At 70.6% G+C, this 25,276-nt stretch carries 25 protein-coding genes and 1 tRNA gene; 18 read left to right on the forward strand and 8 right to left on the reverse strand.

Going from position 1 to position 25,276, the window contains the following annotated elements:
• The first annotated feature begins 134 nt into the window (after positions 1–134).
• The 3 genes from ACF1AJ_RS05910 to ACF1AJ_RS05920 all read left to right on the forward strand — a co-directional run bounded on the left by ACF1AJ_RS05910 (position 135) and on the right by ACF1AJ_RS05920 (position 2,914).
• Positions 135–1,808: an HAD family acid phosphatase gene (locus tag ACF1AJ_RS05910; protein WP_391506515.1), complete on the forward strand. Its 1,674-nt coding sequence runs from the start codon at positions 135–137 to the stop codon at positions 1,806–1,808.
• A 67-nt stretch (positions 1,809–1,875) separates the two neighbouring features.
• On the forward strand, positions 1,876–2,073 hold the full coding sequence (locus tag ACF1AJ_RS05915) for a hypothetical protein (RefSeq protein WP_391506516.1): 198 nt from the start codon (positions 1,876–1,878) through the stop codon (positions 2,071–2,073).
• A gap of 37 nt (positions 2,074–2,110) precedes the next feature.
• Positions 2,111–2,914, forward strand: a complete 804-nt coding sequence (locus ACF1AJ_RS05920; protein ID WP_391506517.1) for an alpha/beta fold hydrolase — start codon at positions 2,111–2,113, stop codon at positions 2,912–2,914.
• A gap of 132 nt (positions 2,915–3,046) precedes the next feature.
• Here the strand turns inward: ACF1AJ_RS05920 and ACF1AJ_RS05925 are convergent, their stop codons facing one another.
• Together ACF1AJ_RS05925 and ACF1AJ_RS05930 are read right to left on the reverse strand one after the other, a co-directional pair.
• A complete protein-coding gene (locus ACF1AJ_RS05925; RefSeq protein WP_391506518.1) occupies positions 3,047–4,447 on the reverse strand; it encodes an MFS transporter in 1,401 nt (466 codons plus the stop codon).
• A gap of 126 nt (positions 4,448–4,573) precedes the next feature.
• A complete protein-coding gene (locus ACF1AJ_RS05930; protein ID WP_391506519.1) occupies positions 4,574–5,452 on the reverse strand; it encodes an oxidoreductase in 879 nt (292 codons plus the stop codon).
• A gap of 102 nt (positions 5,453–5,554) precedes the next feature.
• Between ACF1AJ_RS05930 and ACF1AJ_RS05935 the strand changes: the two genes are divergently transcribed.
• From ACF1AJ_RS05935 to ACF1AJ_RS05945, 3 genes are all read left to right on the forward strand, one after another.
• Entirely contained in the window at positions 5,555–6,439 is an 885-nt protein-coding gene (locus ACF1AJ_RS05935) for a helix-turn-helix domain-containing protein (protein WP_391506520.1), read from the forward strand.
• Positions 6,440–6,508: 69 nt separating this feature from the next.
• Complete coding sequence (locus ACF1AJ_RS05940) at positions 6,509–9,085, forward strand: DUF4062 domain-containing protein (protein WP_391506521.1); 2,577 nt, start codon at positions 6,509–6,511, stop codon at positions 9,083–9,085.
• Complete coding sequence (locus ACF1AJ_RS05945) at positions 9,082–9,894, forward strand: hypothetical protein (protein ID WP_391506522.1); 813 nt, start codon at positions 9,082–9,084, stop codon at positions 9,892–9,894. The genes ACF1AJ_RS05940 and ACF1AJ_RS05945 overlap by 4 nt, the downstream gene beginning before the upstream one ends.
• Before the next feature lie 62 nt (positions 9,895–9,956).
• Here the strand turns inward: ACF1AJ_RS05945 and ACF1AJ_RS05950 are convergent, their stop codons facing one another.
• Positions 9,957–10,793: an alpha/beta fold hydrolase gene (locus ACF1AJ_RS05950; protein ID WP_391506523.1), complete on the reverse strand. Its 837-nt coding sequence runs from the start codon at positions 10,791–10,793 to the stop codon at positions 9,957–9,959.
• A gap of 99 nt (positions 10,794–10,892) precedes the next feature.
• On the opposite strand from ACF1AJ_RS05950, the gene ACF1AJ_RS05955 reads away from it, so the two are divergent.
• The 8 genes from ACF1AJ_RS05955 (at position 10,893) to ACF1AJ_RS05990 (ending at position 19,060) form a co-directional block, all read left to right on the forward strand.
• The gene (locus tag ACF1AJ_RS05955; protein WP_391506524.1) at positions 10,893–11,462 is read left to right on the forward strand and encodes a TetR/AcrR family transcriptional regulator; all 570 of its coding nucleotides are present in this window, start codon (positions 10,893–10,895) and stop codon (positions 11,460–11,462) included.
• Positions 11,463–11,625: 163 nt separating this feature from the next.
• Positions 11,626–12,411, forward strand: a complete 786-nt coding sequence (gene hpaH, locus ACF1AJ_RS05960) for a 2-oxo-hept-4-ene-1,7-dioate hydratase (RefSeq protein ID WP_391506525.1) — start codon at positions 11,626–11,628, stop codon at positions 12,409–12,411.
• On the forward strand, positions 12,396–13,208 hold the full coding sequence (locus tag ACF1AJ_RS05965) for an aldolase/citrate lyase family protein (RefSeq protein WP_391506526.1): 813 nt from the start codon (positions 12,396–12,398) through the stop codon (positions 13,206–13,208). Before hpaH ends, ACF1AJ_RS05965 begins: the two co-directional genes overlap by 16 nt.
• A gap of 77 nt (positions 13,209–13,285) precedes the next feature.
• Entirely contained in the window at positions 13,286–14,719 is a 1,434-nt protein-coding gene (locus ACF1AJ_RS05970; RefSeq protein ID WP_391506527.1) for a fumarylacetoacetate hydrolase family protein, read from the forward strand.
• On the forward strand, positions 14,701–15,399 hold the full coding sequence (locus ACF1AJ_RS05975) for a GntR family transcriptional regulator (RefSeq protein ID WP_391506528.1): 699 nt from the start codon (positions 14,701–14,703) through the stop codon (positions 15,397–15,399). The genes ACF1AJ_RS05970 and ACF1AJ_RS05975 overlap by 19 nt, the downstream gene beginning before the upstream one ends.
• Before the next feature lie 26 nt (positions 15,400–15,425).
• Positions 15,426–16,973, forward strand: coding sequence for a 5-carboxymethyl-2-hydroxymuconate semialdehyde dehydrogenase (hpaE, locus tag ACF1AJ_RS05980; RefSeq protein ID WP_391506529.1), 1,548 nt, complete (start codon positions 15,426–15,428; stop codon positions 16,971–16,973).
• 56 nt (positions 16,974–17,029) lie between these two features.
• Positions 17,030–18,163 (forward strand): 3,4-dihydroxyphenylacetate 2,3-dioxygenase, encoded by a 1,134-nt coding sequence (gene hpaD, locus ACF1AJ_RS05985; protein WP_391506530.1) that lies wholly within the window; start codon positions 17,030–17,032, stop codon positions 18,161–18,163.
• A 57-nt stretch (positions 18,164–18,220) separates the two neighbouring features.
• Positions 18,221–19,060 carry a hypothetical protein gene (locus tag ACF1AJ_RS05990; protein WP_391506531.1) on the forward strand — a complete coding sequence of 280 codons (840 nt, stop codon included), beginning with the start codon at positions 18,221–18,223 and terminating at the stop codon, positions 19,058–19,060.
• 18 nt (positions 19,061–19,078) lie between these two features.
• Here the strand turns inward: ACF1AJ_RS05990 and ACF1AJ_RS05995 are convergent, their stop codons facing one another.
• Complete coding sequence (locus tag ACF1AJ_RS05995; RefSeq protein ID WP_391506532.1) at positions 19,079–19,561, reverse strand: GNAT family N-acetyltransferase; 483 nt, start codon at positions 19,559–19,561, stop codon at positions 19,079–19,081.
• A 51-nt stretch (positions 19,562–19,612) separates the two neighbouring features.
• Here ACF1AJ_RS05995 and ACF1AJ_RS06000 point away from each other — a divergent pair, with 51 nt between their 5' ends.
• Both ACF1AJ_RS06000 and ACF1AJ_RS06005 read left to right on the forward strand, forming a co-directional pair.
• Entirely contained in the window at positions 19,613–19,825 is a 213-nt protein-coding gene (locus ACF1AJ_RS06000) for a hypothetical protein (protein ID WP_391506533.1), read from the forward strand.
• A gap of 287 nt (positions 19,826–20,112) precedes the next feature.
• The gene (locus tag ACF1AJ_RS06005) at positions 20,113–20,721 is read left to right on the forward strand and encodes a DUF1349 domain-containing protein (RefSeq protein ID WP_391506534.1); all 609 of its coding nucleotides are present in this window, start codon (positions 20,113–20,115) and stop codon (positions 20,719–20,721) included.
• A gap of 34 nt (positions 20,722–20,755) precedes the next feature.
• On the opposite strand, the gene ACF1AJ_RS06010 is transcribed toward ACF1AJ_RS06005, so the two are convergent.
• Positions 20,756–21,082, reverse strand: coding sequence for a hypothetical protein (locus tag ACF1AJ_RS06010; protein ID WP_391506535.1), 327 nt, complete (start codon positions 21,080–21,082; stop codon positions 20,756–20,758).
• A 112-nt stretch (positions 21,083–21,194) separates the two neighbouring features.
• Here ACF1AJ_RS06010 and ACF1AJ_RS06015 point away from each other — a divergent pair, with 112 nt between their 5' ends.
• Both ACF1AJ_RS06015 and ACF1AJ_RS06020 read left to right on the forward strand, forming a co-directional pair.
• Complete coding sequence (locus tag ACF1AJ_RS06015) at positions 21,195–21,521, forward strand: hypothetical protein (protein ID WP_391506536.1); 327 nt, start codon at positions 21,195–21,197, stop codon at positions 21,519–21,521.
• 399 nt (positions 21,522–21,920) lie between these two features.
• Positions 21,921–22,610 carry an alpha/beta fold hydrolase gene (locus tag ACF1AJ_RS06020; RefSeq protein WP_391506537.1) on the forward strand — a complete coding sequence of 230 codons (690 nt, stop codon included), beginning with the start codon at positions 21,921–21,923 and terminating at the stop codon, positions 22,608–22,610.
• Between the two features lie 49 nt (positions 22,611–22,659).
• Here the strand turns inward: ACF1AJ_RS06020 and ACF1AJ_RS06025 are convergent.
• From ACF1AJ_RS06025 to gltX, 3 genes are all read right to left on the reverse strand, one after another.
• A tRNA-Gln gene (locus ACF1AJ_RS06025) sits at positions 22,660–22,731 on the reverse strand.
• A gap of 57 nt (positions 22,732–22,788) precedes the next feature.
• Positions 22,789–23,754 carry an NAD(P)/FAD-dependent oxidoreductase gene (locus ACF1AJ_RS06030; RefSeq protein WP_391506538.1) on the reverse strand — a complete coding sequence of 322 codons (966 nt, stop codon included), beginning with the start codon at positions 23,752–23,754 and terminating at the stop codon, positions 22,789–22,791.
• Positions 23,755–23,758: 4 nt separating this feature from the next.
• Positions 23,759–25,276: a glutamate--tRNA ligase gene (gene gltX, locus ACF1AJ_RS06035; protein ID WP_018190589.1), complete on the reverse strand. Its 1,518-nt coding sequence runs from the start codon at positions 25,274–25,276 to the stop codon at positions 23,759–23,761.

The following is a 25,276-nucleotide window of genomic DNA, read 5'->3' on the forward strand; positions in this document are numbered from 1 at the left end:
GTTCGCCTCGCGACCGCCTCCGACGTCCTCTCGCTTCCGCTCCCGTCGACGCTTCGCTAGGCTGCTCCCGGCCCCCGAACGGGGGCAGACATCCAGGCCACACACTGGCCGCCCCCGATGGCAAAGGTGCGATCATGTCCGACTCCCTCCACTCCCCCTCCCGGCTCCGCCGCGTGTTCGTCGGCGCCGCGAGTGCTCTCGTGCTCGTGCTCGGCGTCGGCCTGGCTGACGCCCCTGCAGCGCTCGCCTGGGATCCGGGGCCCGGCAACGGACACGGCCATGGTGACACCGCGCTCGCGCCGCGCACCTCGTTCACCATGGCACCGGACGGGTCGAGCGGAGCGACCCAGGGCGGCGAAGGCATCCCGAACATCGACTCCGTGAAGAAGACGATCGCCACCTACTACGGCGATCCCGGCACCGGTGCCGCGAACAAGACCGATTCGCCGTACATCCGCGAGCTCGGCGGCATCCTGGGCCGCGAGAAGGCGGAGCTCAAGGCCGAGTACGACCGCGCCGTGCAGCAGGGCCAGAAGCCCGCAATCGTCTTCGACGCCGACGACACGACCCTGTGGACGTACGACATGGAGGTCGCGGACATGCACTTCCAGTTCGACCCGGCCGAGCAGGATGTGTGGGTCCAGGGCCAGCGCTTCCCCGCCACTCCCGGGATGGTCGACTTCGTGAACCAGGCCGCCGCGCTCGGATACACCGTGTTCGGGCTGACCGGGCGAAACGACAATCAGAAGGCCGCCACCCTCGGCAACCTCGACAAGGTCGGGTACACCGCGTTCACCTCCGACCGCTTCTACACGAAGTGGACGGGCACCGGCGCCTCCCAGCAGCCCTCCTACATCACGTGCGCGGCGGCCAGCTGCACGACCGTCGAGTACAAGGCGCTGACGCGGAAGCACATCCAGGACCTCGGCTACACGATCACGCTCAACGTCGGCGACCAGTGGTCTGACCTCCAGGGCGGCTACGCCGAGGAGGCGCTCAAGCTCCCGAACCCGACCTACTACCTGCCGTCGGCAGACCTGCCCGGCGTCTCCGAGCCGCAGCTCGCCCCGCGCACCCACTTCACCATGGCGCCCGACGGGTCGAGCGGGGCCACGGAGGGCGGCGAGGGCATCCCGAACATCGACTCCGTCAAGAAGACCATCGCCACGTACTACGGCGACCCGGGAACCGGCATCGCGAACAAGACCGACTCGCCCTACATCCGTGAGCTCCGCTCCATCGTGCTCCGCCAGGCTCCGGTGCTGGCCGCGACCTGCTTCGTCGAGAAGAAGCTGCACAAGAACCCGGCGATCGTGCTCGATACGGACGACACCACGCTCTGGACGTACGACATGGAGGTCGCGGACATGCACTTCCAGTTCAACCCGGCCGAGCAGGATGTGTGGGTGCAGCAGCAGCGCTTCCCGGCCACGCCGCACATGACGACCCTGGCGGCCGTCGCCCAGAAGGCCGGCTGCACGCTGATCGGCCTCACCGGGCGCAACGACGACCAGAAGGCGGCGACGCTCGGCAACCTCGCGAAGGTCGGCTACACCGGCTTCACTGCGCAGAACTTCTACACGAAGTGGACGGGCGTGGGCGCCTCGCAGCAGCCGTCCTACATCACGTGCGCGACGGCCAAGTGCACCACCATCGAGTACAAGTCGCAGACGCGGGCGCACATCGAGTCGCCCGCCGGCGGCCGCTTCGACATCGTCGCCAACTTCGGCGACCAGTACAGCGACCTGATCGGCGGGTACGCCGACCGGGCCGTCAAGCTGCCGAACCCGACGTACTACCTGCCGTAACCGGGAACATGTAACCCCCGTCCGCTCGGCCGTGACCGAACCATCCCCACCCGGATAGGCTCGGAGCATGGTCGAGCGGACGAACGGTTCCCCCTGGTTCTTCATCCTGGGAGTCGCGCTCGTCGTCATCGGGCTCGCGGGTCCGCTGCTGGTGGATGCGCTGACCGATGAGACGCAGTGGCTCGTGCGCGGCGCCGGTGTGCTCGTGGCGATCGGCGGAGCGGTGCTGATCGGATTCGGCGTGCGGCGGCGACAGGGGCGCTGAGCCCGTCCCGTTGAGCGCAGGGGCTACGCTGCACACCATGAGCACCCTCGTCTCCTCCGACGGCAGCACGATCGCATACGAGATCGACGGGACGGGTCCCGCCGTGATCCTGGTCGACGGCGCGATGTGCTTCCGGGATGCCGGGCCGATGCGCCCGATCGCCGCCGCCCTCCGCGACCGGCTCACGGTCGTCCTCTACGACCGCCGCGGGCGCGGCGACAGCGAGGATCGGCTGGCCGATCCGTCCGCACGCGCCGACGCGGCCGCGCGCGAGATCGAGGACATCGCCGCGCTGGTGGATGCCGTGGGCGGCTCGGCCACGGTGTTCGGAATGTCGTCAGGTGGCGCCCTCGCCCTGGCCGCGGCTGCCGCCCTCGGCCCGGACCGCATCCCGCGCGTCGCCGTCTACGAGCCGCCGTACCTGCCCGACGCGATGCTCCCCTCGGCGACCGCCTATACGAGCGAACTCGCGGTGGCGCTCGCGGCGGACGACCGCGCCGGCGCCGTCGAGCTGTTCCTCCGCCGCGTCGGCGTGCCGGATGCCGGAATCGAGGGGATGCGCCGCTCGCCCGGGTGGGAGAGCACGCTGGCGCTCGCCCCGACCCTCGCGTACGACGATGCCGCGATGGGCGACAGCCGCATCCCGGACGACCTGCTGCAGGCGATCAGCGTGCCGGTGCTCGGCCTCGCGGGCGAGCAGAGCCCCGGTTTCCTGCGCTTCGGCGCGGAGGGCGTGGCCGCCGCCGCTCAGGACGGCGAGTTCGCGATCGTGGCCGGCCAGACACACGACGTGTCGGGCGAGGCCATGGGGCCCCACCTCATCCACTTCGTCGCGGGCTGACCCGCGACATTCGTGCCGAATGTGCGCTTTCGACGCGCCATTCCGCACATTCGGCACGAATCTCAGGCCTCCCTGGATACCCCCGCGTGACGATTTGGCGCAAATCTCAGGCCCGATGGGCGAGGTGGCGCGTCAGTTGCGCACCGGCTCCGGCGCCTGGGCGCGGCGGCCGACGCCGCGGATCGGGCTGGCCGCCTGCTCCGCCTCGTGGTCGGGGCCGAGCGGGATGCCCGTGCGGTCGCGCAGCAGCAGGGTCGCGATGAGCCCGAGGAGCGTCATCCCGGCGAGATACCAGGTGACCGAGAGCGTGCTCCCCGTCGCCTGCACGAGCGCGGTCGCGATGGTCGGGGCGAACGCGCCGCCGAGGATGGCCCCGATCGCGTACGAGATCGAGACGCCCGAGAAGCGGATGGATGCCGGGAACAGCTCCGAGTACAGCGCCGCCTGCGGTCCGTACGTGAACCCGAGTCCGATCGTGAGGATGGCGAGACCGACGAACAGCAGGCCGACGTTCGCCGTGTTGACCAGCGGGAACAGCGCGAACACGCCGACCAGCTGCAGGATCCACCCGATGATGTAGGTCGTGCGGCGCCCGATCCGGTCGCTCAGCCAGCCCGCGAACCAGGTGGCTGCCAGCCAGGTCACCGCGGAGGCCGCGACCGCCCACAGCACCGGGCCGCGCTCGAGCTTCAGCGGCCCCTCGGGGTCGGTCGAGTAGTTCTGGATGTATCCCCCGGTCGTCATGTAGCCGACCGCGTTGTTGCCGGCGAAGACCAGCGCGGCGACGACCACGAGGAGAGCGTGCTTGCGGAACACCTTGACGATCGGCATCCGGGTGCGCTCGCGGCGCTCCGCGATCTCGGTGAAGACGGGGCTCTCCTCGACGCGGCGCCGCACCCAGTAGCCGATCGCGATGAGCACGACGGAGAACAGGAACGGCACCCGCCAGCCCCACGCGAGGAACGCGTCGCCGGGGGCGATGACCGTCATCAGGGCCATCGCGCCCGAGGCGAGCAGCAGGCCGAGCGGCACGCCGATCTGCGGTGACGCGCCGAACAGTCCGCGCCGCGCGGTCGGCGCGTGCTCGACCGCCATCAGCACGGCGCCGCCCCACTCGCCGCCGGCCGAGATGCCCTGCAGCACGCGCAGCAGCACCAGGAAGATGGGCGCCGCGATGCCGATCGCCTCGTACGTCGGCAGCAGGCCGACGAGGGCGGTGGCGAGCCCCATCAGGATCAGGGTGACGACCAGCACTTGGCGGCGGCCGTACCGATCGCCGAAGTGCCCGGCGAGGAACGCGCCCAGCGGACGGAACAGGAAGCTCACCCCGACCGTCAGGAACGACAGCACCGTGGCGAACTGCGGCCCGGCGGGCGCGAAGAACAGCTGGCCGAAGACGAGGCCGGCCGCGGAGGCGTAGATGAAGAAGTCGTACCATTCGACCGTCGTTCCGATGACGGTGGCGAAGACGACCCGGCGGCGGTCCGTCTGCGAGCGGATGCTGCCCGTTGGCGTGAAGGGGGATGTGCTCATCGTTGTGTACTCCCAGTGCTGCGACATCGTTGTCCCGGAGCGGCGCTCCGATCCGCCAATGATATACGATTTCGCATTCGAAGCAATGGGGTCCGTGAGATCGAGCGGGCACATCCCCCCAAGGGGTCAGCCGACCGCGTCCAATTCGGCGATCGCGTCATCCGGCAGTTGCAGCCCGGCACCCGCGATGTTGTCGTGCAGGTGCGCCACCGACGACGTGCCCGGGATCAGCAGGATGTTCGGCGAGCGGTGCAGCAGCCACGCCAGGGCGACGGCGAGCGGCGTCGCACCGAGCCGCTCGGCGACCGACGTGAGCGTGCCCGACTGCAGCGGCGTGAAGCCGCCGAGCGGGAAGTACGGCACGTACGCGATCCCCTCGCGGGCGGTCCGGTCGACCAGCGCGTCATCCTCCCGGTTGGCGATGTTGTAGAAGTTCTGCACGGTGACGACCGGTGCGATGGCCTGGGCCTCCGCCAGCTGCTCCGCGCTCACCGTGCTGAGCCCCAGGTGCCGGATGAGCCCCTCCCGCTGCAGGTCGGCGAGAGCCCCGAACTGCTCGGCGAGCGATCCGGGCTCCGGACGATCGAAGCCGCCGACGCGCAGGTTGACGACGTCCAGCGCCTCGAGTCCGAGCGAGCGCAGGTTCTGGTGCACCTGGTCGCGCAGCTGCTGCGGCGAGCGCGCGTGCGGCCAGTTTCCCTCCGCATCCCGCTCCGCCCCGACCTTCGTGACGATGTGGAGGGTGCCGGGATACGGCGCGAGCGCCTCGCGGATGATCTCGTTGGTCACGTGCGGGCCGTAGAACTCGGCCGTGTCGATGTGCGTGATGCCCGCCTCAACGGCCGCGCGGAGCACCGCGATGGCTCCGTCACGGTCGGTCGGCGGACCGAACACGCCCGGGCCGGCGAGCTGCATGGCGCCGTATCCGAAGCGGGTGAGGTCGAGGTCGCCGGTGCGGTAGCTGCCACCGGGGAGGGCGGCGCGAGTGGTGTCGATGTCTGTCATGGCATCCACTCTCCGGCCTCGCCCGCGCGCCAGGCAGTACCGCGACGATCCTGGGGATGGGAGGACCTGGATGCGCTCACCGCTCGCTCCTAGACTCGCGCTGTGGCCACCTCCCGCTCCGAACCGAACTCCCTCGGCGAGTACCTCCGCGCCCGGCGCGAGCTCGTCGACCCGGCCTCCGTCGGCCTCCGGGTCACGGGCGTCCGCCGCACGCCGGGACTCCGCCGTGAGGAGGTCGCGACGCTCGCGGGGATCAGCGCCGACTACTACCTGCGGCTCGAGCAGGGGCGCGACCGTCACCCGTCCGCGCAGGTGCTGACCGCGCTCGCGCGCGTCTTCGACCTCGACGCGGCGGCCACCGAGTACCTCTTGAGCCTGGGCGAGCCGCTGCCCGCGCGCGTCCGCCGCCCTGCCCGTCGTACCGTGCCGAAGGGCATCCTCCAGTTGCTGGAGGTGATCGAGCTTCCCGCGTTCGTGGAGGACCGGATGTTCGACGTGCTGGCAGCGAACCCGCTCGCGACCGCTCTCTCCCCCAGCATCCGCCCGGGCGAGAATCGCCTGCGCTCGCTCTTCCTCGACGAGGAGGAGCGGGCGCTCTACCCGGACTGGGAGCAGGCGACCGCCGGGCTGATCGCGTCGTTCCGGGCCTCCATCGGCAGCGACGTCGACGACCCGCGCATCGCGCAGCTCGTCGGCGAGCTCTCGCTGGGCAGCGAGCACTTCCGCAAGCTGTGGGCGCGCCACGATGTGCGCGGGCTCGGCGGGGGTGCCGCCCGGCTCGACCACCCCCGGGTCGGGATGCTGGAGCTCAGCAGGCAGAAGCTGCCCATCGGCGACTCGGGCGGGCAGCTGTTGGTGATCTATCACGCGGAGGCGGGCTCGGCGTCCGCCGCAGCGCTGCGCGAGCTGGGTGCGTCGGCGTCCGCCCTCGAAGCGACCACGCAGTCGGCGCCCGCGCCCGTCCGCTCGTCCCACCGCTCGCGCTGAGCCCGACCTGTCGGGGCCGTCCGCACAGACCTCTGGTGCACCCCGGGGTGCGTGCAACAGAATGCGTGCATGAACGGCGTCCCGCGGGTGATCCGCACGCCGGACCAGCGGCTGCGCGTCTTCGTCAGTTCGACCCTCAAAGAGCTCGCCCCGGAACGCCGGGCCGCGCGAGCGGCGATCGAGCGCCTGCACCTTGCGCCGGTCATGTTCGAGCTGGGCGCCCGGCCGCATCCACCGCGGGAGCTGTATCGCGCCTACCTCGAGCAGAGCGACGTGTTCGTCGGCCTGTACTGGGAGCGGTACGGCTGGGTCGCCCCGGACGAGGAGGTCTCCGGGCTCGAGGACGAGTACAACCTGTGCCCGCCGCAGCTGCCGCGCCTCATTTACATCAAGGACCCGGCCCCGGGCCGTGAGCCGCGGCTGGCCGAACTCCTCGATCGCATCCGGGCGGACGACCGGGCGTCGTTCAAGTACGTCGAGTCCGCCCAGGAGCTTCAGGTGCTGCTGGAGGCCGACCTGGCGATCCTCTTGGCCGAGCGTTTCGAGCTCAGCAGGCTCGCGACGTCGCCCCCGCATCCGGTGGCGTCCGCAGCGCCGGTCTCGGCGCCCGCGCTCCCGTCGCCCCTCACCCGCTTGATCGGTCGCGAGGCCGATATCGAGGCGGTCCGCGGGATGCTCACCGGCGGCGCCCGGTTGGTGACCATCACCGGGCCCGGCGGGATGGGGAAGAGCCGGCTGGCGATCGCCGCAGCAGCGAATCTGGGCGACCGCTTCCCCGACGGTGCGGTGTTCGTCGACGTCTCCCCCGCGCACGACGCCCCCGGTGTCGTCGGCGCTCTCGCCCAGGCCCTCGGCGTGCGGGACACCGGTGACGCACCGCTCGCCGACAAGGTCGCCACCGCCCTGCGCGACCGCAGGGTGCTGCTGCTGCTCGACAACTTCGAGCAGGCGCTCCCGGCTGCGCCCGTCATCACGGGCCTGCTCGCCGCCGCGCCCGGCGTCTCCGCGATCGTCACCAGCCGTTCGCTCCTGCGCGTGGGCGGCGAGCGACGCTACGACCTGGGGCCGCTGACGTCCGATGAGGCCATGACGCTGTTCGTCGAGCGCGCTCACGCCGTCCGGCCCGATTTCGAGATCACCCCGGACAATTCGGCGGACGTCGCGCGGATCTGCTCCGCGCTCGACGGTGTTCCGCTCGCGCTCGAACTGGGCGCGGCGCGCGTGCGGGTGCTCCCGCCGGCGGAGCTCGCCAGGCGGCTCGACCGGCGGCTCCCGCTCCTCGTCGGCGGCGCCCGCGATCTGCCCGAGCGGCAGCGGACCCTGCGCGCGACGATCGAATGGAGCGCCCAGCTCCTCGATCCGCCGGAGCGGACGCTCCTCGCCCAGCTCGGGGTCTTCGAGGGCGGGTTCTCGCTGGAGGCGGCGGAGTCCGTGGCCGCGGCGGTGGCGGCGGACGGCGAGGCGCCGGACGCGCTGGCGGCTCTCGCGGCGCTCGTCGACAACAGCTTGGTCCGGCAGCACGAGGACACGGCCGCCGCTCGCTTCTCCCTGCTCGCCACCGTTCGCGAGTATGCGATCGAGCAGCTGGAGGCCGAGGGGAGGCTGGACGCCGTCCGCGACGCGCACGCCGCCTTTTTCCTCGCACTGGCCGAGCGCGCGGACGCCGGCCTGGAGGGTGCGGACCAGCACGACTGGGTGAGGCGACTGGGCGCCGACACCGGCAACCTGCGCGCCGCCGTCCGGCACCTTCTCGACCGGCGGGACTGGACACGCGGGGCACACCTGGCGTGGAGCCTCTACGTCTACTGGTGGGTGGCCGGCCTGCTGGGAGAGGTGCGCGGGTGGATGGAGGAGGTCCTCGCCGCCGATGCTGCGCTGGACGACCGCACCCGCGCCATCGCGCTCTACTTCACGCAGGCGATCACGTTCTGGCAGGACCAGGGCGGGACGGTCGCGGCGAGCCTCACGGAGAGCGCCGAGCTGTTCCATCGCTCGGACGACTCCGACGGTGAGGCCCTCGCCCTCATCTCGTTCGCTCTCGCCGTGCTCGCCTCCCCGCAACCGGATCCGGCCGCCGCCGACGACGCCATGGCGACCAGCCTGCGCCTTTTCCGCGGCTGCGGCGACCGGTGGGGGCAGGCGATGGCGCTGGTCATGCTTGGCCGGGTCGCCCTGCTGCGCGAGCAGGTGGATGCGGCGCTCGGGCACTTCGAGGAGAGCCTCACCCTCGCCCACGACAACGGCGACGAGCTGGGCGTGACGATCGCGCAGCACCACCGCGGTTGGGCCCGGCTGCTGCTCGGCGATGCGGCCGGCGCGACCTCCGACTTCTCGGCGTGCCTGGCGCTGTCCCGCCGGCTCGGCCATGTGGAGGGCATCGCCTATGGACTGGAGGGGATGGTCGCGGTCGCCGCTCTCTCCGGCGACGTCGGCCGGGCCGGCCGGCTGCTGGGGGCATCCCGTTCGCTCCGTGAGCGCACCGGCCTGCACAACGCGCCGGCGTTCTCGTTCCACCAGCTCTTCGTCGACCGGATGCTCGCGGCGGCGTCCGCCTCCGACGCCGAGGCCTTCGAGGCCGCCGTCGCGGAGGGCCGGTCCCTGCCCGCCGACCGCGCCGTCGCCGAGGCGGAGGGACACGCCTCATGACGGACCGCGTGCACCCGTACACGCGCGTCGTCGGCGCGATTATCATCCCGTTCCTGATCGCCGCGTTCGTCCTGCTCTACCCGCTGGCCGACACCACCGACCGACTGTTCGCCTGGACCATCCGCCCGCCGATCACCGCGATGCTGCTCGGCAGCGCCTATGCGGGCGGCATCGTGTTCTTCGCCCACGTGGTGCGGCCGAACCGGTGGCACGCCGTGCGTCACGGCTTCCCCGCCGTCCTGCTGTTCGCCACCCTGCTCGCGGTCGCGACGTTCCTGCACTGGGACCGCTTCCATTTCGGCCACCTGTCGTTCATCGTCTGGGTGACGCTGTACGTGACGACGCCGTTCCTGGTGCTGGCCGCGATGATCGTGAACCGCGGGGAGGACTCCGGAGCGGTCGAACAGCAGGATGCGGTCCTGCCCGGCTGGGTACGCATCCTGCTCGCCCTTATCGGGATCTGCTCGCTGGTGGTCGGGCTGGTGCTGTTCGTCGCACCGCAGCTGGCGATCTCGATCTGGGCCTGGCCGCTGACGCCGCTGACCGCCCGCGTCTGCGGCGCCATCCTGACCCTTCCCGGCATGGTCAACCTGTGGATGCTCGGCGACGCGCGCTGGAGCGCGTTCCGGCAGATCTTCCAGGCGCAGCTTGTCGCGCTGGCGCTGATGCTGCTCGCTCTCCTCCTGCGCGGAGGCGAGCTGCTGTGGTCGCGGCCGTCCGCCGCCCTGCTCGTCTGGGGCCTCGTCGGCTCGTTCATCGTCTACGCCGCGCTCTACGTGTGGGCCGAGCGCAGACGCCTGCGGACATGACGAAGCGCGGCGCGGACCGCCCGAGGTCCGCGCCGCGCCCACTCCTGGCCCGTGGGGGCGGGTTACTTCCGGAGGAAGGTCAGGAGCGCCTCGGTGACCTCGGCCGCGTGGGTCCACAGCAGGCCGTGCGGCGCGCCCTCGACCTCCACGTAGTCCGCCTGCGGCAGGAGCTTGTGGAAGGGACGGGCGGTCGCGTCGATCGGGAGGATGTTGTCGGCAGTGCCGTGGAGGATGAGCGCAGGGACGTCGATCTTGGCGATGTCGGCGCGGAAGTCGGTGAACCAGGTGAGCGGCGCGGCTGCCGAGGCCACCGCCCCACTGCCGGCGGCGAGGTTCCAGCTGTTGCGCACGGCCTCCTCGCTGATGCGGGTGCCGAGGTTCTCGTCGAGGTTGTAGAAGTCCTTGTAGAACTGGGTGAAGTACGCGTAACGGTCCGCCTTCACCGCATCCACGATGCCCTCGAAGAACTCGCGCGGGGCGGCGCCGTCGGGGTTGTCGTCGGTCTTGAGCAGGTACGGCTCGAGCGAGGCGAGGAACGCGACCTTGGCGACGCGCTCGGAGCCGTAGAGCCCGAGGTAGCGGCCGACCTCGCCGGTGCCCATCGAGAAGCCGACGAGCACGGCATCCTGCAGGTCGAGGGTGTCGAGCACGACCTTCAGGTCGGCGGCGAACGTGTCGTAGTCGTAGCCGGTGGTGGCCTGGCTGGAGCGGCCGAATCCGCGGCGGTCGTACGTGATCACGCGGTAGCCGGCGTCGAGCAGCGCGGCGGTCTGCTTCTCCCACGAGTGACCGTCGAGCGGGAATCCGTGGATCAGCACGACCGGCTGACCGGAGCCGTGGTCTTCGTAGAAGAGCTCGATGGGGGTGCTGTTCTCGGTCCCGACGGTGATGTACGACATCGTGTCGCATCCTTTCTTCGACAGAGCGAGAACGATCGTTCTCGCCGGTGATCCGACTCTAGCGAGAACTATCGTTCTCAGTCAAGCTACAATCGGAGAATGGCGGATGAAGAGATGCGGACCCGGATCGTGGACGCTGCCGACGCGCTCTACTACGCGCGCGGCTTCCACGCCGTCGGCATGGACCAGGTGCGGGATGCGGCAGGCGTTTCCCTCCGCAGGCTGTACCAGCTGTTCCCCTCGAAGGACGACCTCGTGCTCGCGGTGCTCGCGAAGCGCCACGACCTCTGGACCGACGGCGTCGCCGCCCGGGTCGCGACCGTCGACGGCGCCGCGGCGAAGCTCCTCGCGATCTACGACTACCTGGCGGACTGGTTCGTCGAGGACACCTTCCGCGGCTGCGGCTTCATCAACGCGTTCGGTGAGCTCGGCGCGGCCGACCCGCGGGTCGCGGAGGCCGCCCGGCGGCACAAGGAGTCGTTCCAGACGTTCGTCGCCGAGCTCGCCGCCGAGGCCGGGGCGTCGCCCTCGCTCGCGCCGCAGCTAGCAATCCTCGCCGAGGGCGCACAGACCACGGCCGCGATCGCCGGCACGCCCGACGCCGCGGCCGACGCGCGCGCCGCCGCCCAGGTCCTCATCCACGCGGCGCTCCCCACCCCCGCCGCCTAACCGCCGCCCGCCTCCCCTCCCTCTCCCCCCTTCCCCGACGAGGGGCGAGTAGATGTCGAAATTCAGCACGAATTCCCGCATCTACTCGCCCCTCGTCGGGCAGGAAGATATACGATCCACTCGGGGCCAGTGCGCTCCTCCTCCGACGTCGAAGGGACTCCGAGTGCTCGATCGCCCGACCATCCAGGCCATCGCCGACGAACTCGCGACCGCCGAACGCGACCGCACGACGGTCGCGCTTCTCACCGCCCGCCATCCGGACATGACCGTCGAGGATTCGTACGCGGTCCAACGCCTGCGGGTCGAGCGCGGGCTCGCCGAGGGGCGGCGCCTCGTCGGCCGCAAGATCGGCCTCACGTCGAAGGTCATGCAGCAGGCGACCGGCATCACCGAGCCGGACTACGGCGCGATCTTCGCCGACATGGTCTACGAGACCGGCTCCATCATCCCGTTCGACCAGTTCTCGAACGTGCGCATCGAGGTCGAGCTCGCGTTCGTCCTCGCCGAACCGCTCGAAGGCCCCGACGTCACCCTGTTCGACGTGCTCAGCGCCACCCGCTACGTCGTCCCCGCCCTCGAGATCCTGTCGTCGCGCATCGAGATGCAGGGCCGCACGATCGTCGACACCATCTCCGACAACGCGGCGATGGGCGGCATGGTCGTCGGTGGCCGGCCGGTGGCGGTGGATGCCGTGGACCTGCGCTGGGTCTCCGCCCTGCTGTACCGCAACGAGACGATCGAGGAGTCCGGCGTCGCCGCCGCCGTGCTCGACCATCCCGCCACCGGCGTCGCCTGGCTCGCCAACAAGCTCGCGCAGCACGGCAGCCGCCTCGAAGCCGGCGACATCGTCCTCGCCGGCTCGTTCACCCGCCCGATGTGGGTGGAGCGCGGCGACACCGTCCACGCCGACTACGGAACCCTGGGAGCCGTCACATGCCGATTCGTCTAGAGCCCGCGCCGACGTTCGCCGACCGTCTACGGTCTGCGGACCGCGCTCTGTTCGGGATGTGGTCCTGTGCGGGCAGCCCGCTGGTCGCCGAGATCTGCGCCGGCAGCGGGCTCGACATCGTGCTGATCGACGGGGAGCACTCCCCCGTGAACCTCGAGTCGATCCTCGCCCAGTTGCAGGCGGTCGCGCCGTACCCGGCTGTCCCGGTGGTGCGGGCGCCGATCGGCGATCCGGTCGTGATCAAACAGCTCCTCGACCTGGGCGCCCAGAACATCCTCGTCCCGATGGTCGACAGTGTCGCCCACGCAGAGGCCATGGTGCGGGCGGTGCGCTACCCGCCGCACGGCGTCCGCGGCGTCGGCAGCGCGCTCGCGCGATCGTCGCGTTGGAGCCGCATCCCCGACTACCTCGGGCGCGCGAACGACCTCGTCTCCTTGACCGTGCAGATCGAGACGACCGAGGGGCTCGACCAGGCAGCGGCGATCGCGGCGATCGACGGTGTGGATGCGCTCCTCGTCGGCCCCGCCGACCTCGCGGCCTCGATGGGCCTGCTCGGACAGCAGAACCATCCGGACGTCATCGCGGCCGTCGAGTCCGTGATCGCCGCCGGCCGCGCGACGGGCACCCCCGTCGGCGTGAACGCCTTCGACCCGGCGACGGCAGACCGCTACGCGGCCGCGGGCGCCGCGTATGTGCTCGTCGGCGCCGACGTCACGCTGCTCGCCCGGGCGTCGGAGGCGCTCGCCGACCGTTTCATCGGCGCGACGCCGGACGCTCCCGCCCCGGCCGCGTACTAGCTTGAACAGGCTGCGTGGATTGTATATGATCTCGAATACGGTCTCAGACCGTCCCCGACGATGAGGAGGCACCACCCGTGACGGACATCCCCCGCCCCGGCAAGATCATCGCGGTGCACCTGAACTACCGCTCGCGCGCCGCACAGCGCGGGCGCACCCCCGCGCAGCCCTCCTACTTCTTGAAGCCATCCTCCTCCATCGCCGAATCGGGCGGCGAGCTGGAGCGCCCCGCCGGCACCGAACTCCTCGCCTTCGAGGGCGAGATCGCGCTGATCATCGGCCGCCCGACCCGCCGGGTCTCCCCCGAGGACGGCTGGGCGGCCGTCTCCGGCGTCACCGCCGCGAACGACTTCGGCCTCTACGACCTCCGCGCCGCTGACAAGGGGTCCAACGTGCGCTCGAAGGGCGGCGACGGCTTCACACCCCTCGGGCCCGCGGTCCTCCCGGCCGCCGACCTCGACCCGGACGCCCTCCGCGTCCGCACCTGGCTCAACGGCGACCTGATGCAGGAGGGCACGACCGACGACCTGCTCTTCCCGTTCGGCCGCCTCATCGCCGACCTCTCCCAGCTGATGACCCTGGAGCCCGGCGACGTCATTCTGACCGGCACCCCGGCGGGCTCGTCGGTGACGGTTCCCGGCGACACGGTCGAGGTCGAAGTGGATGCGCCCACAGCGCCGGGCGCGCCGACCACCGGCCGCCTGCTCACCCGCATCACCGAGGGCCGCATCCCGTTCGGCGACTTCGGAACCAAGCCCAGCGTCGACGACCATCAGCGCTCCGAGGCGTACGGCACACCCCCGGAGCCGTCGTCCACCCTGACGGACGAACTGCGGGCGAAGCTCGCGAGCGTCGCGACCGCCACCCTCAGTTCGCAGCTCCGCAAACGCGGTCTGAACAACGTCTCCATCGACGGCCTGACCTCGACCCGGCCCGGCGCCCGGGTCGTCGGCACGGCGCGGACGCTTCGCTACATCCCGAACCGGGAGGACCTCTTCTCCACGCACGGCGGCGGCTACAACGCGCAGAAGCGCGCGTTCGACGCGGTCGGGCCGGGTGAGGTGCTGGTGATCGAGGCCCGCGGCGAGCGCGGCAGCGGAACCGTCGGCGACGTCCTCGCACTGCGCGCGCAGGTCAACGGCGCGGCAGGCATCGTCACCGACGGCGGCGTGCGCGACCTCGCGGTCGTCGCCTCCCTCGACATTCCCACCTACCACAACGGCCCGCATCCGGCCGTGCTCGGGCGCAAGCACGTGCCGTGGGACACCGACGTGACCATCGCCTGCGGCGGGGCGTCCGTGCAGCCGGGCGACGTGATCGTGGGCGACGCGGACGGGCTGCTGGTCATCCCGCCTGCCCTGGTCGAGGAGGTCGTCGACGACGCGATCGAGCAGGAGCGCGAAGAGGAGTTCATCGCCGAGCAGGTGGCGGCCGGTCATCCGGTCGACGGGTTGTTCCCGATGAACGACGAGTGGAGAGAGAGGTACCGCGCATGGCGGACGCAGCGCTGAAGGCCGCGGCCCCGAGCAAGTCGCAGCTCGCCTACGAGTTCATCCGGGCCCGCATCGACGACGGCCGGTACGTCTCCGGCTTCCGCCTGGTGCTCGGGCAGATCGCGGGCGAGCTGGACATCAGCGTCGTGCCCGTGCGGGAGGCCATCCGCCGGCTGGAGGCGGAGGGGCTGGTGACGTTCGAGAAGAACGTGGGCGCCCAGGTCGCCCTGCTGCACGAGGCCGAGTACACGTACACGATGGAGACGCTCGCGCTCGTCGAGGGCGCCGCAACCCAGCTGTCCGCTCCCCTGCTGACCGCCGACCACCTGGAGCGGGCCAGGGCGATCAACCGCGAGATGATCGCGTGCCTCGACGACTTCATCCCGCACCGGTTCACCGAGCTCAACCAGCAGTTCCACGCCGTGCTGTTCGAGGAGTGCCCGAACCCGCACATCCTCGACCTGGTGCACCGCGGCTGGAACCGCCTCACCGTGCTCCGCGACTCGACGTTCAGCTTCGTGCCCGGCCGCGCCCGCGAGTCCGTCGACGAGCACGAGCACATCGTCGAGCTGATCGAATCCGGCGCCGAGCCGCTCGAGATCGAACTCGCCGCCCGGCGCCACCGACTCGCCACCCTGGACGCCCTCCACCGCCGCCAGGAGCAGCAGACGGCGTCGAGCGAACAGCAGCAGCCGTGACCGTTACGACCGACAGGAGGCCGCGCATGGCGCAGCACCACATCCCCGAGAACCTCCCGGACACCATCCGGCACTTCATCGACGGCCGCTTCGTCGACAGCGCCTCGGGCGCGACGTTCGACGTGCTCGACCCGGTGTCGAACGAGACGTACGCGCAGGCTGCAGCCGGTCAGAAGGAGGACATCGACCTGGCCGTGGCCGCCGCCCGCCGCGCCTTCCGCGAGGGCCCCTGGCCGCGGATGAAGCCGCGTGAGCGCGCCCGTGTCCTGAACCGCATCGCCGACGCGGTCGAAGAGCAGGATGCACGCCTCGCGGAGCTCGAGACCTTCGACACCGGCCTCCCCATCACCCAGGCGCTCGGTCAGGCGCAGCGTGCTGCGGAGAACTTCCGCTTCTTCGCCGACCTGATCGTCGCTCAGGCCGACGACGCCTACAAGGTGCCCGGCAGCCAGCTCAACTACGTCAACCGCAAGCCGATCGGCGTCGCCGGGCTCATCACCCCCTGGAACACGCCCTTCATGCTGGAGAGCTGGAAACTCGCTCCGGCCCTGGCGACCGGAAACACGGTCGTGCTGAAGCCCGCCGAGTTCACCCCGCTGTCGGCGAGCCTGTGGGCGGAGATCTTCCGTGAGGCCGGCGTGCCGGACGGCGTGTTCAACCTGGTCAACGGGCTCGGCGAGGAGGCGGGCGACGCGCTGGTCAAGCATCCCGACGTCCCGCTCATCTCCTTCACCGGCGAGAGCCGGACCGGGCAGATCATCTTCGCCAACGCCGCGCCGTTCCTCAAAGGCCTGTCGATGGAGCTGGGCGGCAAATCCCCCGCCGTCGTGTTCGCCGACGCCGACCTGGATGCGGCGATCGACTCCACCCTGTTCGGCGTGTTCTCGCTCAACGGCGAGCGCTGCACCGCCGGCTCGCGCATCCTCGTCGAGCGTCCGATCTACGACCAGTTCCTGGAGCGCTACGCCGAGCGGGCGAAGCACATCGTCGTCGGCGACCCGCATGACCCGAAGACCGAGGTGGGCGCACTCGTGCACCCGGAGCACTTCGAGAAGGTCATGTCGTACGTCGAACTCGGCAAGCAGGAGGGTCGTCTCCTCGCCGGCGGCGGACGCCCGGAGGGGCTCGGGCACGGCAACTACGTCGCGCCGACCGTCTTCGCCGACGTCGCTCCAGATGCGCGGATCTTCCAGGAGGAGATCTTCGGCCCGGTCGTCGCGATCACCCCGTTCGACTCGGACGAGGAGGCGCTGGAGCTCGCCAATGGTGTTCGCTATGGTCTCGCGGCCTACATCTGGACCACCGACCTGGAGCGCGCGCACACCTTCGCGCAGAACGTCGAGGCCGGGATGGTGTGGCTCAATTCGCACAACGTCCGCGACCTCCGCACGCCGTTCGGCGGTGTGAAGGCCTCCGGGCTGGGGCATGAGGGCGGATACCGCTCGATCGATTTCTACACCGACCAGCAGGCCGTCCACATCACGCTGGGCCCCGTCCACACCGCCCGGTTCGGTGCGAGTGCGCACCAGCCGGAAGAAGCAGCGGAAGCGGCCGAGGACGCAGGCGACGCCTGACCGCTCGCAACCCACAGACTCAACCCGCACAGACTCAACGCAGAGGACGCACCACCATGACCATCACCCCCGACTCGCCGGAGCCCACCGTGACCGGCAGCGACCCCATCCCGGCGCCGACCGACCGCATCCCGACGCCGAAGGCCACCCCGCCGGACGTCGTGCGGTGCGCCTATATGGAGCTCGTCGTCACCGACCTCGCCGCCAGCCGCGAGTTCTACGTCGACGTGCTCGACCTCGTCGTCACCGAGGAGGACGAGAACGCCGTGTACCTGCGGAGTTTCGAGGAGTTCATCCACCACAACCTCGTGCTGCGGAAGGGCCCGGTCGCCGCCGTCGCCGCCTTCGCGTACCGGGTGCGCACCCCGGAAGACCTGGACCGCGCCGTCGAGTTCTACACCGAGCTGGGCTGCCGGGTGGAGCGTCGCGCCGAGGGCTTCACGAAGGGTGTCGGCGATTCGGTCCGCGTCGAGGACCCGCTGGGCTTCCCGTACGAGTTCTTCTACGAGGTGGAGCACGTCGAACGTCTGGCCTGGCGCTACGACCTGTACACGCCCGGCGCGCTCGTCCGGATCGACCACTTCAACCAGGTCACGCCCGACGTGCCGCGCGCCGTGAAGTACATGGAGGACCTCGGCTTCCGCGTCACCGAGGACATCCAGGACGAGCACGGCACGACCTACGCCGCGTGGATGCGCCGCAAGCCGACCGTGCACGACACCGCGATGACCGGCGGTGACGGCCCGCGCATGCACCACGTCGCGTTCGCCACCCACGAGAAGCACAACATCATCGCCATCTGCGACAAGCTGGGCGCCCTGCGCCGCAGCGACTGCATCGAGCGCGGCCCGGGCCGTCACGGCGTCTCCAACGCGTTCTACCTGTACCTGCGCGACCCCGACGGTCACCGCGTCGAGATCTACACGCAGGACTACTACACCGGCGACCCGGACAACCCGGTGGTGACGTGGGATGTGCACGACAATCAGCGCCGCGACTGGTGGGGCAACCCCGTCGTGCCGTCCTGGTACACGGAGGCGTCCACCGTCCTCGACCTCGACGGCAACCCGCAGCCGCTGACGACCCGCACCGACGACTCCGAGATGGAGGTCACCATCGGCGCGGACGGCTTCTCGTACACCCGGAAGGGCGAAGAGGCGCAGGGCTTCAAGCTCGGCGCGCAGGTCTAGTCCGTGCGCGAGCCGGTTGCTTCTGCGTGGGCCGGCGGCGTGCGCTAGGGTCGAGCCATGATTCATCGGGGGGTGGGTCGCGGCGCCGCGGCTCTGTTCATCGCGGCCGTCGCTGTGGCCGTCTCGGGATGCTCGTTGCTCGCGCCTGCCGCATCCCGCCCGACGTCGACGCCGACCGAGACGCCGGATCCCGTCCCCATCGCTCAGCAGCTCCCTGAGCTGCGCGTGGCCGGGCAGACCATCGCGACGGGTCAGCTGCAGGCCGTCGAGCACGACCCCGACGACGGGATGCCTGCAGCGCCGCCGCTGACCGGCGCGGTGCGAGTGGTCGTCGACTCGTCGCTCCGGGTCGAGGTGCACGTGCGGCCCGACGCCCCGCTGCCGGCGGGGAGCGGCGACGCATCCCGCCTGCCCGGCTACTCCCTCCTCGTGACGAACGCCCGCCACGATGGCAAGCCGGGTCCGGTGCAGCCCATGGTGTTCGGCCTGGACTCGGACCTCGTCCGCGTCACGCCCGACGGCGAGCTCGTGCTGCCCATCCCGCCGGGCTTCACATCCGAAGGCGATCCGTCGTACCTGCACTCCATCGAGGAGACGGTCGGCGGCTCCGGCGTCGTCGCGGCCGCACCGTTGACGTGGACGCTGCCCTCCCCGTTCCCGAACCTCCAGGCCGTCGACCACGGCCCCGTATCCTTCGCCCGGGGGAAGGCGATCGTGGAGGACGGCGTGCTGACCGGCTACGTCCCCAACCCGTACGACACCCTCTTCGCCGTCTCGCGCCGGTTCGGTCTCACCGAGGTCGAGCTCGTCTGGCTGAACCCCGCCCTCCTGCTCGGTTCTCCGGAGCCGCAACTGAAGTACGACGTCGAGATCACCCTCGACCCGGCGAGCCGCTGACGCGCGAGTCGCTCAGGTCTATGTCGTCGGCGCATCCGGGTGCACGACGTAGACGTGGAGCAGTCGCCCCTCCGAGCTGAAGCCGTGCCGCTCGTACACGGGAACCGCCCGCGGGCTGGAGTGCACGGTCACACGCTCGAGCTGGCGCTCGCGAGCGCGGTCAACGACCGCGTCGATCAGCCGACCGCCGATACCGCGGTTACGGTGCTCGGGGGCGACGTACGCGCACTGCAGGTCGCCGGACGCGCGGTCGAAGGCCCGCGCACTCGGGACCCGCGGGATGACGGCCAGCCACGTCATCCCGATCACCTCGCCGTCCGCGACCGCGACGAAGCACTCGTGGGTGTCCTGGTGACCGCCGGCCCACTCGGCGAACTGCTCGGCGAACACGTCGCGCGGATCGGCGGCCTCTCCCCCGAACTCGAACACCGAATCCCAGCGCAATCCACCCACGGCCGCCCACTCCGTCGGCCGCGCCGACCGCACCTCGACATCGCCCATCCCGCCACCCTATGACGGGCAGGCGGGCGGCCGCAGGCGTAGTGTCGCCGCATGAATCCGCGTCGGCCGCGCAGTCAGTTCGTCGCGCTTGTGGTCATCGGCCTGGTGGTCGCCGTCGGCGAGACGCTTTCGTTGCGCTTCCTCACCGGATCCGGAGGGGTGGATGCGGTGAGCATCCTCATCATCGCCGCGGCCCTCGCCATGCCGATCGTGGGCGTGGTCGGACTACGACGGCGGTCCTCCGACCAGGATCGGAAGCGCTGATGGTCGTCCTCCATCGGGCTGTCGAGCTGTGGTTCCGGATCGTCTCGCCTCTCGGCGGTCTGCTGTTCGGCGTCGTCTTCGTCCTGTGGGGGCTGGGGATGCTCCCGGGCCAGAATGAGCGTGCAGCCGCGCAGCCCGAGTTCGTCACCCTCGGTGCCGCCTCATGGTGCTGGCGCTCACCGGCTTCATCCTGGCCAACACGAAACGCGCTCGGCGCGCCTGGCGGACAAGCCTCGGCGTCGTGCCGGAAGACGACTCGGACGAGCGGGTGCCGTAGCGTTCTCGGTATGTCGATCAGCATCCCCGCCCTGCCCGAGCTCTCCTGGACCCACACCTCCGGCGACGCCGAGTACGACCCCTCGGCTGAGGTGCTCACTCTGACGGCGGCAGCGGGAGTCGACTGGTCCAATGACGCGCTCGGCGCGCACTCGCAGCACGCCGCAACCGCCCTCACCTTCGAGAGCCCGGCCGGCGACTTCACGCTGTCCGCGCGGGTCCGTGTCACCGGGCCGCGCACCACCTTCGACGCCGGTGCGCTCGTGCTGTGGAGCGACGACGACCACTGGGCGAAGCTGTGCTTCGAGTACTCGCCGCAGGGTCAGCCGATGGTGGTGAGCGTCGTCACCGACCGGTACTCGGACGACTGCAACAGCACTTTCGTGACCAGCGGCGAGGTCTTCCTGCGCGTCGCGCGCATCGGGGAGGCATGGGCGTTCCACTCGTCGGCTGACGGCATCCACTGGGACTTCGTCCGCCTGTTCCGGCTGGCGCCCGGCGCGGGCACCTGGAAGCTCGGCTTCCTGTCGCAGGCGCCGATGGGCGACACCTGCACCGCGACCTTCGACAAGATCGCACTCCGCCGGGACCGCCTCGCCGACCTCCGCAACGGGGAGTGAGAGCCTCCGAGACCCATCCTCGACCCGGTCGAGGCTAGTGCGATCCCAGCTGCGAGTCGGCCAGCGAGTAGCCGCCCCTCGGGTTGCGGGAGGGCTCCGGCTCGTCGAAACGCGGGTTCGCCTTGCCCGGGAGGCTCTCAACCGGCACGCGCAGACGCCGCGCTGCGACGATGGCCGCCACCGCGGCCGCGAGCAGCACGACACCGCTCGCCACGAGCAGCCAGCCGACCGCTTCGCCCCGGGTGAGCAGCACAACGCCCCACGGCCCCGTCAGCCACGCTCCTGCACCCGCGAGAATCGCCAGCACCACCAGAAGCGCAGTCCTCCGGCGCCGCCGCTCGTCTCGCTGCAGTTCCGCCATCAGTGCGTTCATATGCCACCCCCTGTCCACACCCTAGCGGCGCGGCGACCGGTCAGGAAGCCTTGTCGGGCACTGTCGCCGGGCATTGGATGGTGTCGACGAAGGGAGATCCATGTCAACGGATCAGTACCACGAGCCCCCCGAGGAGCTCAGCGCAGAGACGAGGACGTTCGCGCGGATGTGCGCCAGCCTCTCCGAGGAGGCCGAGGCGATCGGCTGGTACGAGCAGCGCATCGCGGTTGAGAAGGACGACGTCGCACGCGCGATCATGCTCGACTCGCTGGCGGAAGAGTACAAGCACTTCAGCATGGAGCTCGAGTTCCTGCTGCGGGCCAAGCCGCAGTGGCGGGAGACCGCCAGGGGCATCCTGTTCCGGGAGGGCGACATCGTCCAGCACGGCGAGCAGGCCGAGGAGGCCGCCGAGTCCGCCGCCCCCTAAGCCCCCTCGCCCCCTCCCTCCCGCACCCCTTTCTCCGCCGAGGTGCACGTAGTTGCGGTCGACACGCCGTGCGAGACAGCAACAACGTGCACTTCGGCGAGGTTCCGGTCCGACCGGCAGAGGATCAGGGCCAGGTGGATGCGGCGCCCCGTCCGGGATGAGTCGACTGCACGAGTTCCGGCGTACCGGTCACATCGAGCCGGTCGGAGACGGTTTCTCGGTCATGGGACGCTCTCTCCTGGGGCGATGGTGCCGGAGCGGTGCTCGTTCGGGTGGCCGTCAAAGTAGCAGGTTCCGCCCGCGCTCCACCAGATCCGTCACGATCTGCTTCTGTTGTCGCGGCGGGTGACCCTGCTACCGTGCTGCCACGCTCCACCCGCGCGGCTGAAAGAGGTCGGAATGCCTGAAGCTGCCACCAACGTCGTTCTCGTCCACGGCGCCTACGCCGACGGTTCGTCCTGGTCGAAGGTGATTCCCCGCCTGCAGGCCGCTGGTCTCGGGGTGACGGCGGTGCAACATCCCCTCACCACGCTTCAGGACGGCGTCGAGATCACCCGGCGCGCCATCGCCCTGAACCCCGGCCCGACCGTGCTCGTCGGGCACTCGTTCGCCGGAATGATCGTGACAGAGGCCGGCATCGACCTGGCCGTCTCAGCGCTCGTGTACGTCGCGGCTCGGGCGCCCGACGCCGGAGAAGACTACGGCGCGCTCGCCAAGACCTACCCTCTACCGCCCGCATCCGCCGGAGTGGTGTGGTCCGAGGGATGGGGCCGCCTCAGCGAGGAGGCCTTCCTGCGCGACTTCGCCGGCGACCTCCTGCCGGAAGAGGCGCGAGTGCTGCACGCGGTGCAAGGACCGATTTCCGAGACGCTCTTCTCCGGCAGGACCACGCACGCCGCCTGGCGCGACAAGCCGAGCTGGTACGCGGTCTCGACAGAGGACCGGACGATCAACCCCGACCTGGAGCGCTTCATGGCGAAGCGGATGGGCGCCACCACCATCGAACTCGCCGCCAGCCACGTCTCGCTCGTCTCGCAGCCGGCGGAGGTCTCCGACCTCATCCTTGCCGCGGCCGGACGGGGCGCCTGACCGCTCACGAGGGCAACAAAAAAGCCCCGGAGAACCGGGGCGCTTCTTGCTGGGGTACCTGGACTCGAACCAAGAACAACTGAACCAGAATCAGCCGTGTTGCCAATTACACCATACCCCACCGGCCTGAACCGTAGTCCGGGCACGAGAAACAACTCTAGCCTACCGGCAGGCCGGACTACAAAACGGGGGCGTCCTCCAGAGAGAGCCCGATGAGGTCGCGGTTGACGGCCGCGGCGACCACCGCACCGGAGCCCGCGGCGACGATCAGCTGCTGCGGTCCGGGAGCCGTCGTCTCCCCCGCCGCGTACACGCCGGGCACCGACGTGCGGCCGTCCGCGTCGGTCAGCAGGTAGCCGTCGGCGTCGCGGTCGAGGTCGAGCGCATCCACGAACGACAGGGAGGGCGACCATACCGGGCGCAGGAACCCGCCGGCCCGCTCGACGACCGTGCCGTCCGCGAGCCGGACGCCGGTCATGACGCCCTTCTCGCCCACCACGTCGTCGATCGGGCGCCGGTCGACGCGCACGCCGAGGCGGCCGAGCGTGCGCTCCTCGTCCTCGCCGATGGGCGCGACGCCGTTCGTGAAGACGATGAGGTCGTCCGTCCACTGGGTGAGCAGGAGGGCGCGCTCGGCCAGGTCGTCGGTCTCGCCGATCAGCGCGAGCGGTTGACCGGCCGACTCGAAGCCGTCGCACTCGATGCAGCTGTGCAGCTGGGTGCCGTAGAAGGCGCGGAGGCTCGGGATGGCCGGCATCGTCTCCGTCACCCCGGTCGCGATCAGCACGGTGTCGGCGCGCACGTTCACGTCCGCGCCGCCGCGCACCCCGCGAGCAGCGACCCGGAAGCCGTCGCCCTCCACCGAGACCGCGCCGACCTGGGCGAAGACGACGGTCGCGTTGTCGTACGCGTCCACTTCCTCCCGGCCCATGCGGCGCAGCTCCAGCGGGCTGACGCCGTCGCGGGTGAGGAACCCATGGGCGAGCAGGGTCGCCGCGTGGCGCGGGCGGTTGCCGTCCACCACGAGAACGCGTCGCCGGGCGCGAGCCAGGTTGAGTGCCGCGGACAGGCCCGCGGGGCCTCCGCCGATGACGACGACCTCGTAGGACGGCTCGAGAGCCGGCGCCGCGGTCACACCGGTCATCGCGCTAGCCCAGGTCCGCCGACAGTCGGTCGAGCCGGGCGATGGTCTCGGCCTTGCCCAGGATCTCCATCGACTCGAACAGCGGCGGCGACACGCGACGGCCGGACAGCGCCACCCGCAGCGGGCCGAAGGCGACACGCGGCTTCAGCGCCATCCCCTCGACCAGGGCGTCGCGCAGCGCGGACTCGATGGCCTCGTGGTTCCACTCCGCCTCGGGCACCAGCTCCAGCGCACCGAGGGACGCGGCCAGCACCTCGCCCGCGTTGTCCGGCAGCGAAGCGCGGGCGTCGGGCTCGACCACGAGCGAGGCGGCGTCGGTGAAGAGGAAGCCGAGCATCCCGGGCGTCTCGCCCAGCAGCTGCACGCGCTCCTGAACCAGCGGCGCCGCCTTCGCGAGCACCTCGTGCTGGGCGGGCGTCAGCGGCTCCTCCACCACACCGGCCGCGGCCAGGTACGGGACGGTGCGCTCGGCGAAGTCGGCCACATCCAAGAGCCGGATGTGGTCGCCGTTGATCGACTCCGCCTTCTTCAGGTCGAAGCGGGCGGGGTTCGGGTTGACGTCCTTCACGTCAAACGCCGCAACCATCTCCTCCAGCGAGAAGACGTCGCGGTCATGGGTCAGCGACCAGCCCAGCAGCGCCAGGTAGTTCACCAGGCCCTCGTGGATGAAGCCGCGGTCGCGGTGGTGGAACAGGTTCGACTCGGGGTCGCGCTTGGAGAGCTTCTTGTTGCCCTCCCCCATCACGTACGGGAGGTGGCCGAAGCGCGGGACGAACGTGGTCACTCCCGCGTCGATCAGCGCGTGGTACAGCGCGATCTGGCGCGGGGTCGACGACAGCAGGTCCTCGCCGCGGAGCACGTGCGTGATGCCCATGAGCGCGTCGTCCACCGGGTTCACGAACGTGTACAGCGGGTGGCCGTTCGGGCGCACCACGACGAAGTCGCTGAACGAGCCTGCCTTGAAGGTGATCTCGCCGCGCACCAGGTCGTCGAAGCTGAGGTCGTCGTCCGGCACGCGCAGGCGCAGGGCCGGCTCGCGGCCCTCGGCGCGGTAGGCGGCCTTCTGCTCGTCGGTGAGGTCGCGCTCGAAGTTGTCGTAGCCGAGCTTCGGGTCGCGGCCGAGCGACACGTTGCGCGCCTCGATCTCCTCCGCTGTCGCGAAGCTCTCGTAGATGTGACCGGAATCGCGCAGCTTCTGGATGAGGTCGCGGTAGATGCCGTACCGCTGCGACTGCCGGTAGGGGCCGTCGGGGCCTCCGACGTCGATGCCCTCGTCCCAGTCGAGGCGCAGCCAGCGCAGCGCATCCAGGATCTGCTGGTAGCTCTCCTCGCTGTCGCGGGCGGCGTCGGTGTCCTCGATGCGGAACACCATCTTCCCGCCCGTGTGGCGCGCGTACGCCCAGTTGAACAGGGCGGTGCGGATCAGGCCGACGTGCGGAGTACCGGTCGGCGACGGGCAGAAGCGCACGCGCACATCGGCGCCGGTGGCCTCGGAGAACGGGTGAGCGATCGAGTCAGACAT

This window comes from Leifsonia sp. NPDC014704 (genome assembly GCF_043083605.1).
In the GTDB taxonomy this organism is placed as follows: Bacteria; Actinomycetota; Actinomycetes; order Actinomycetales; family Microbacteriaceae; genus Leifsonia.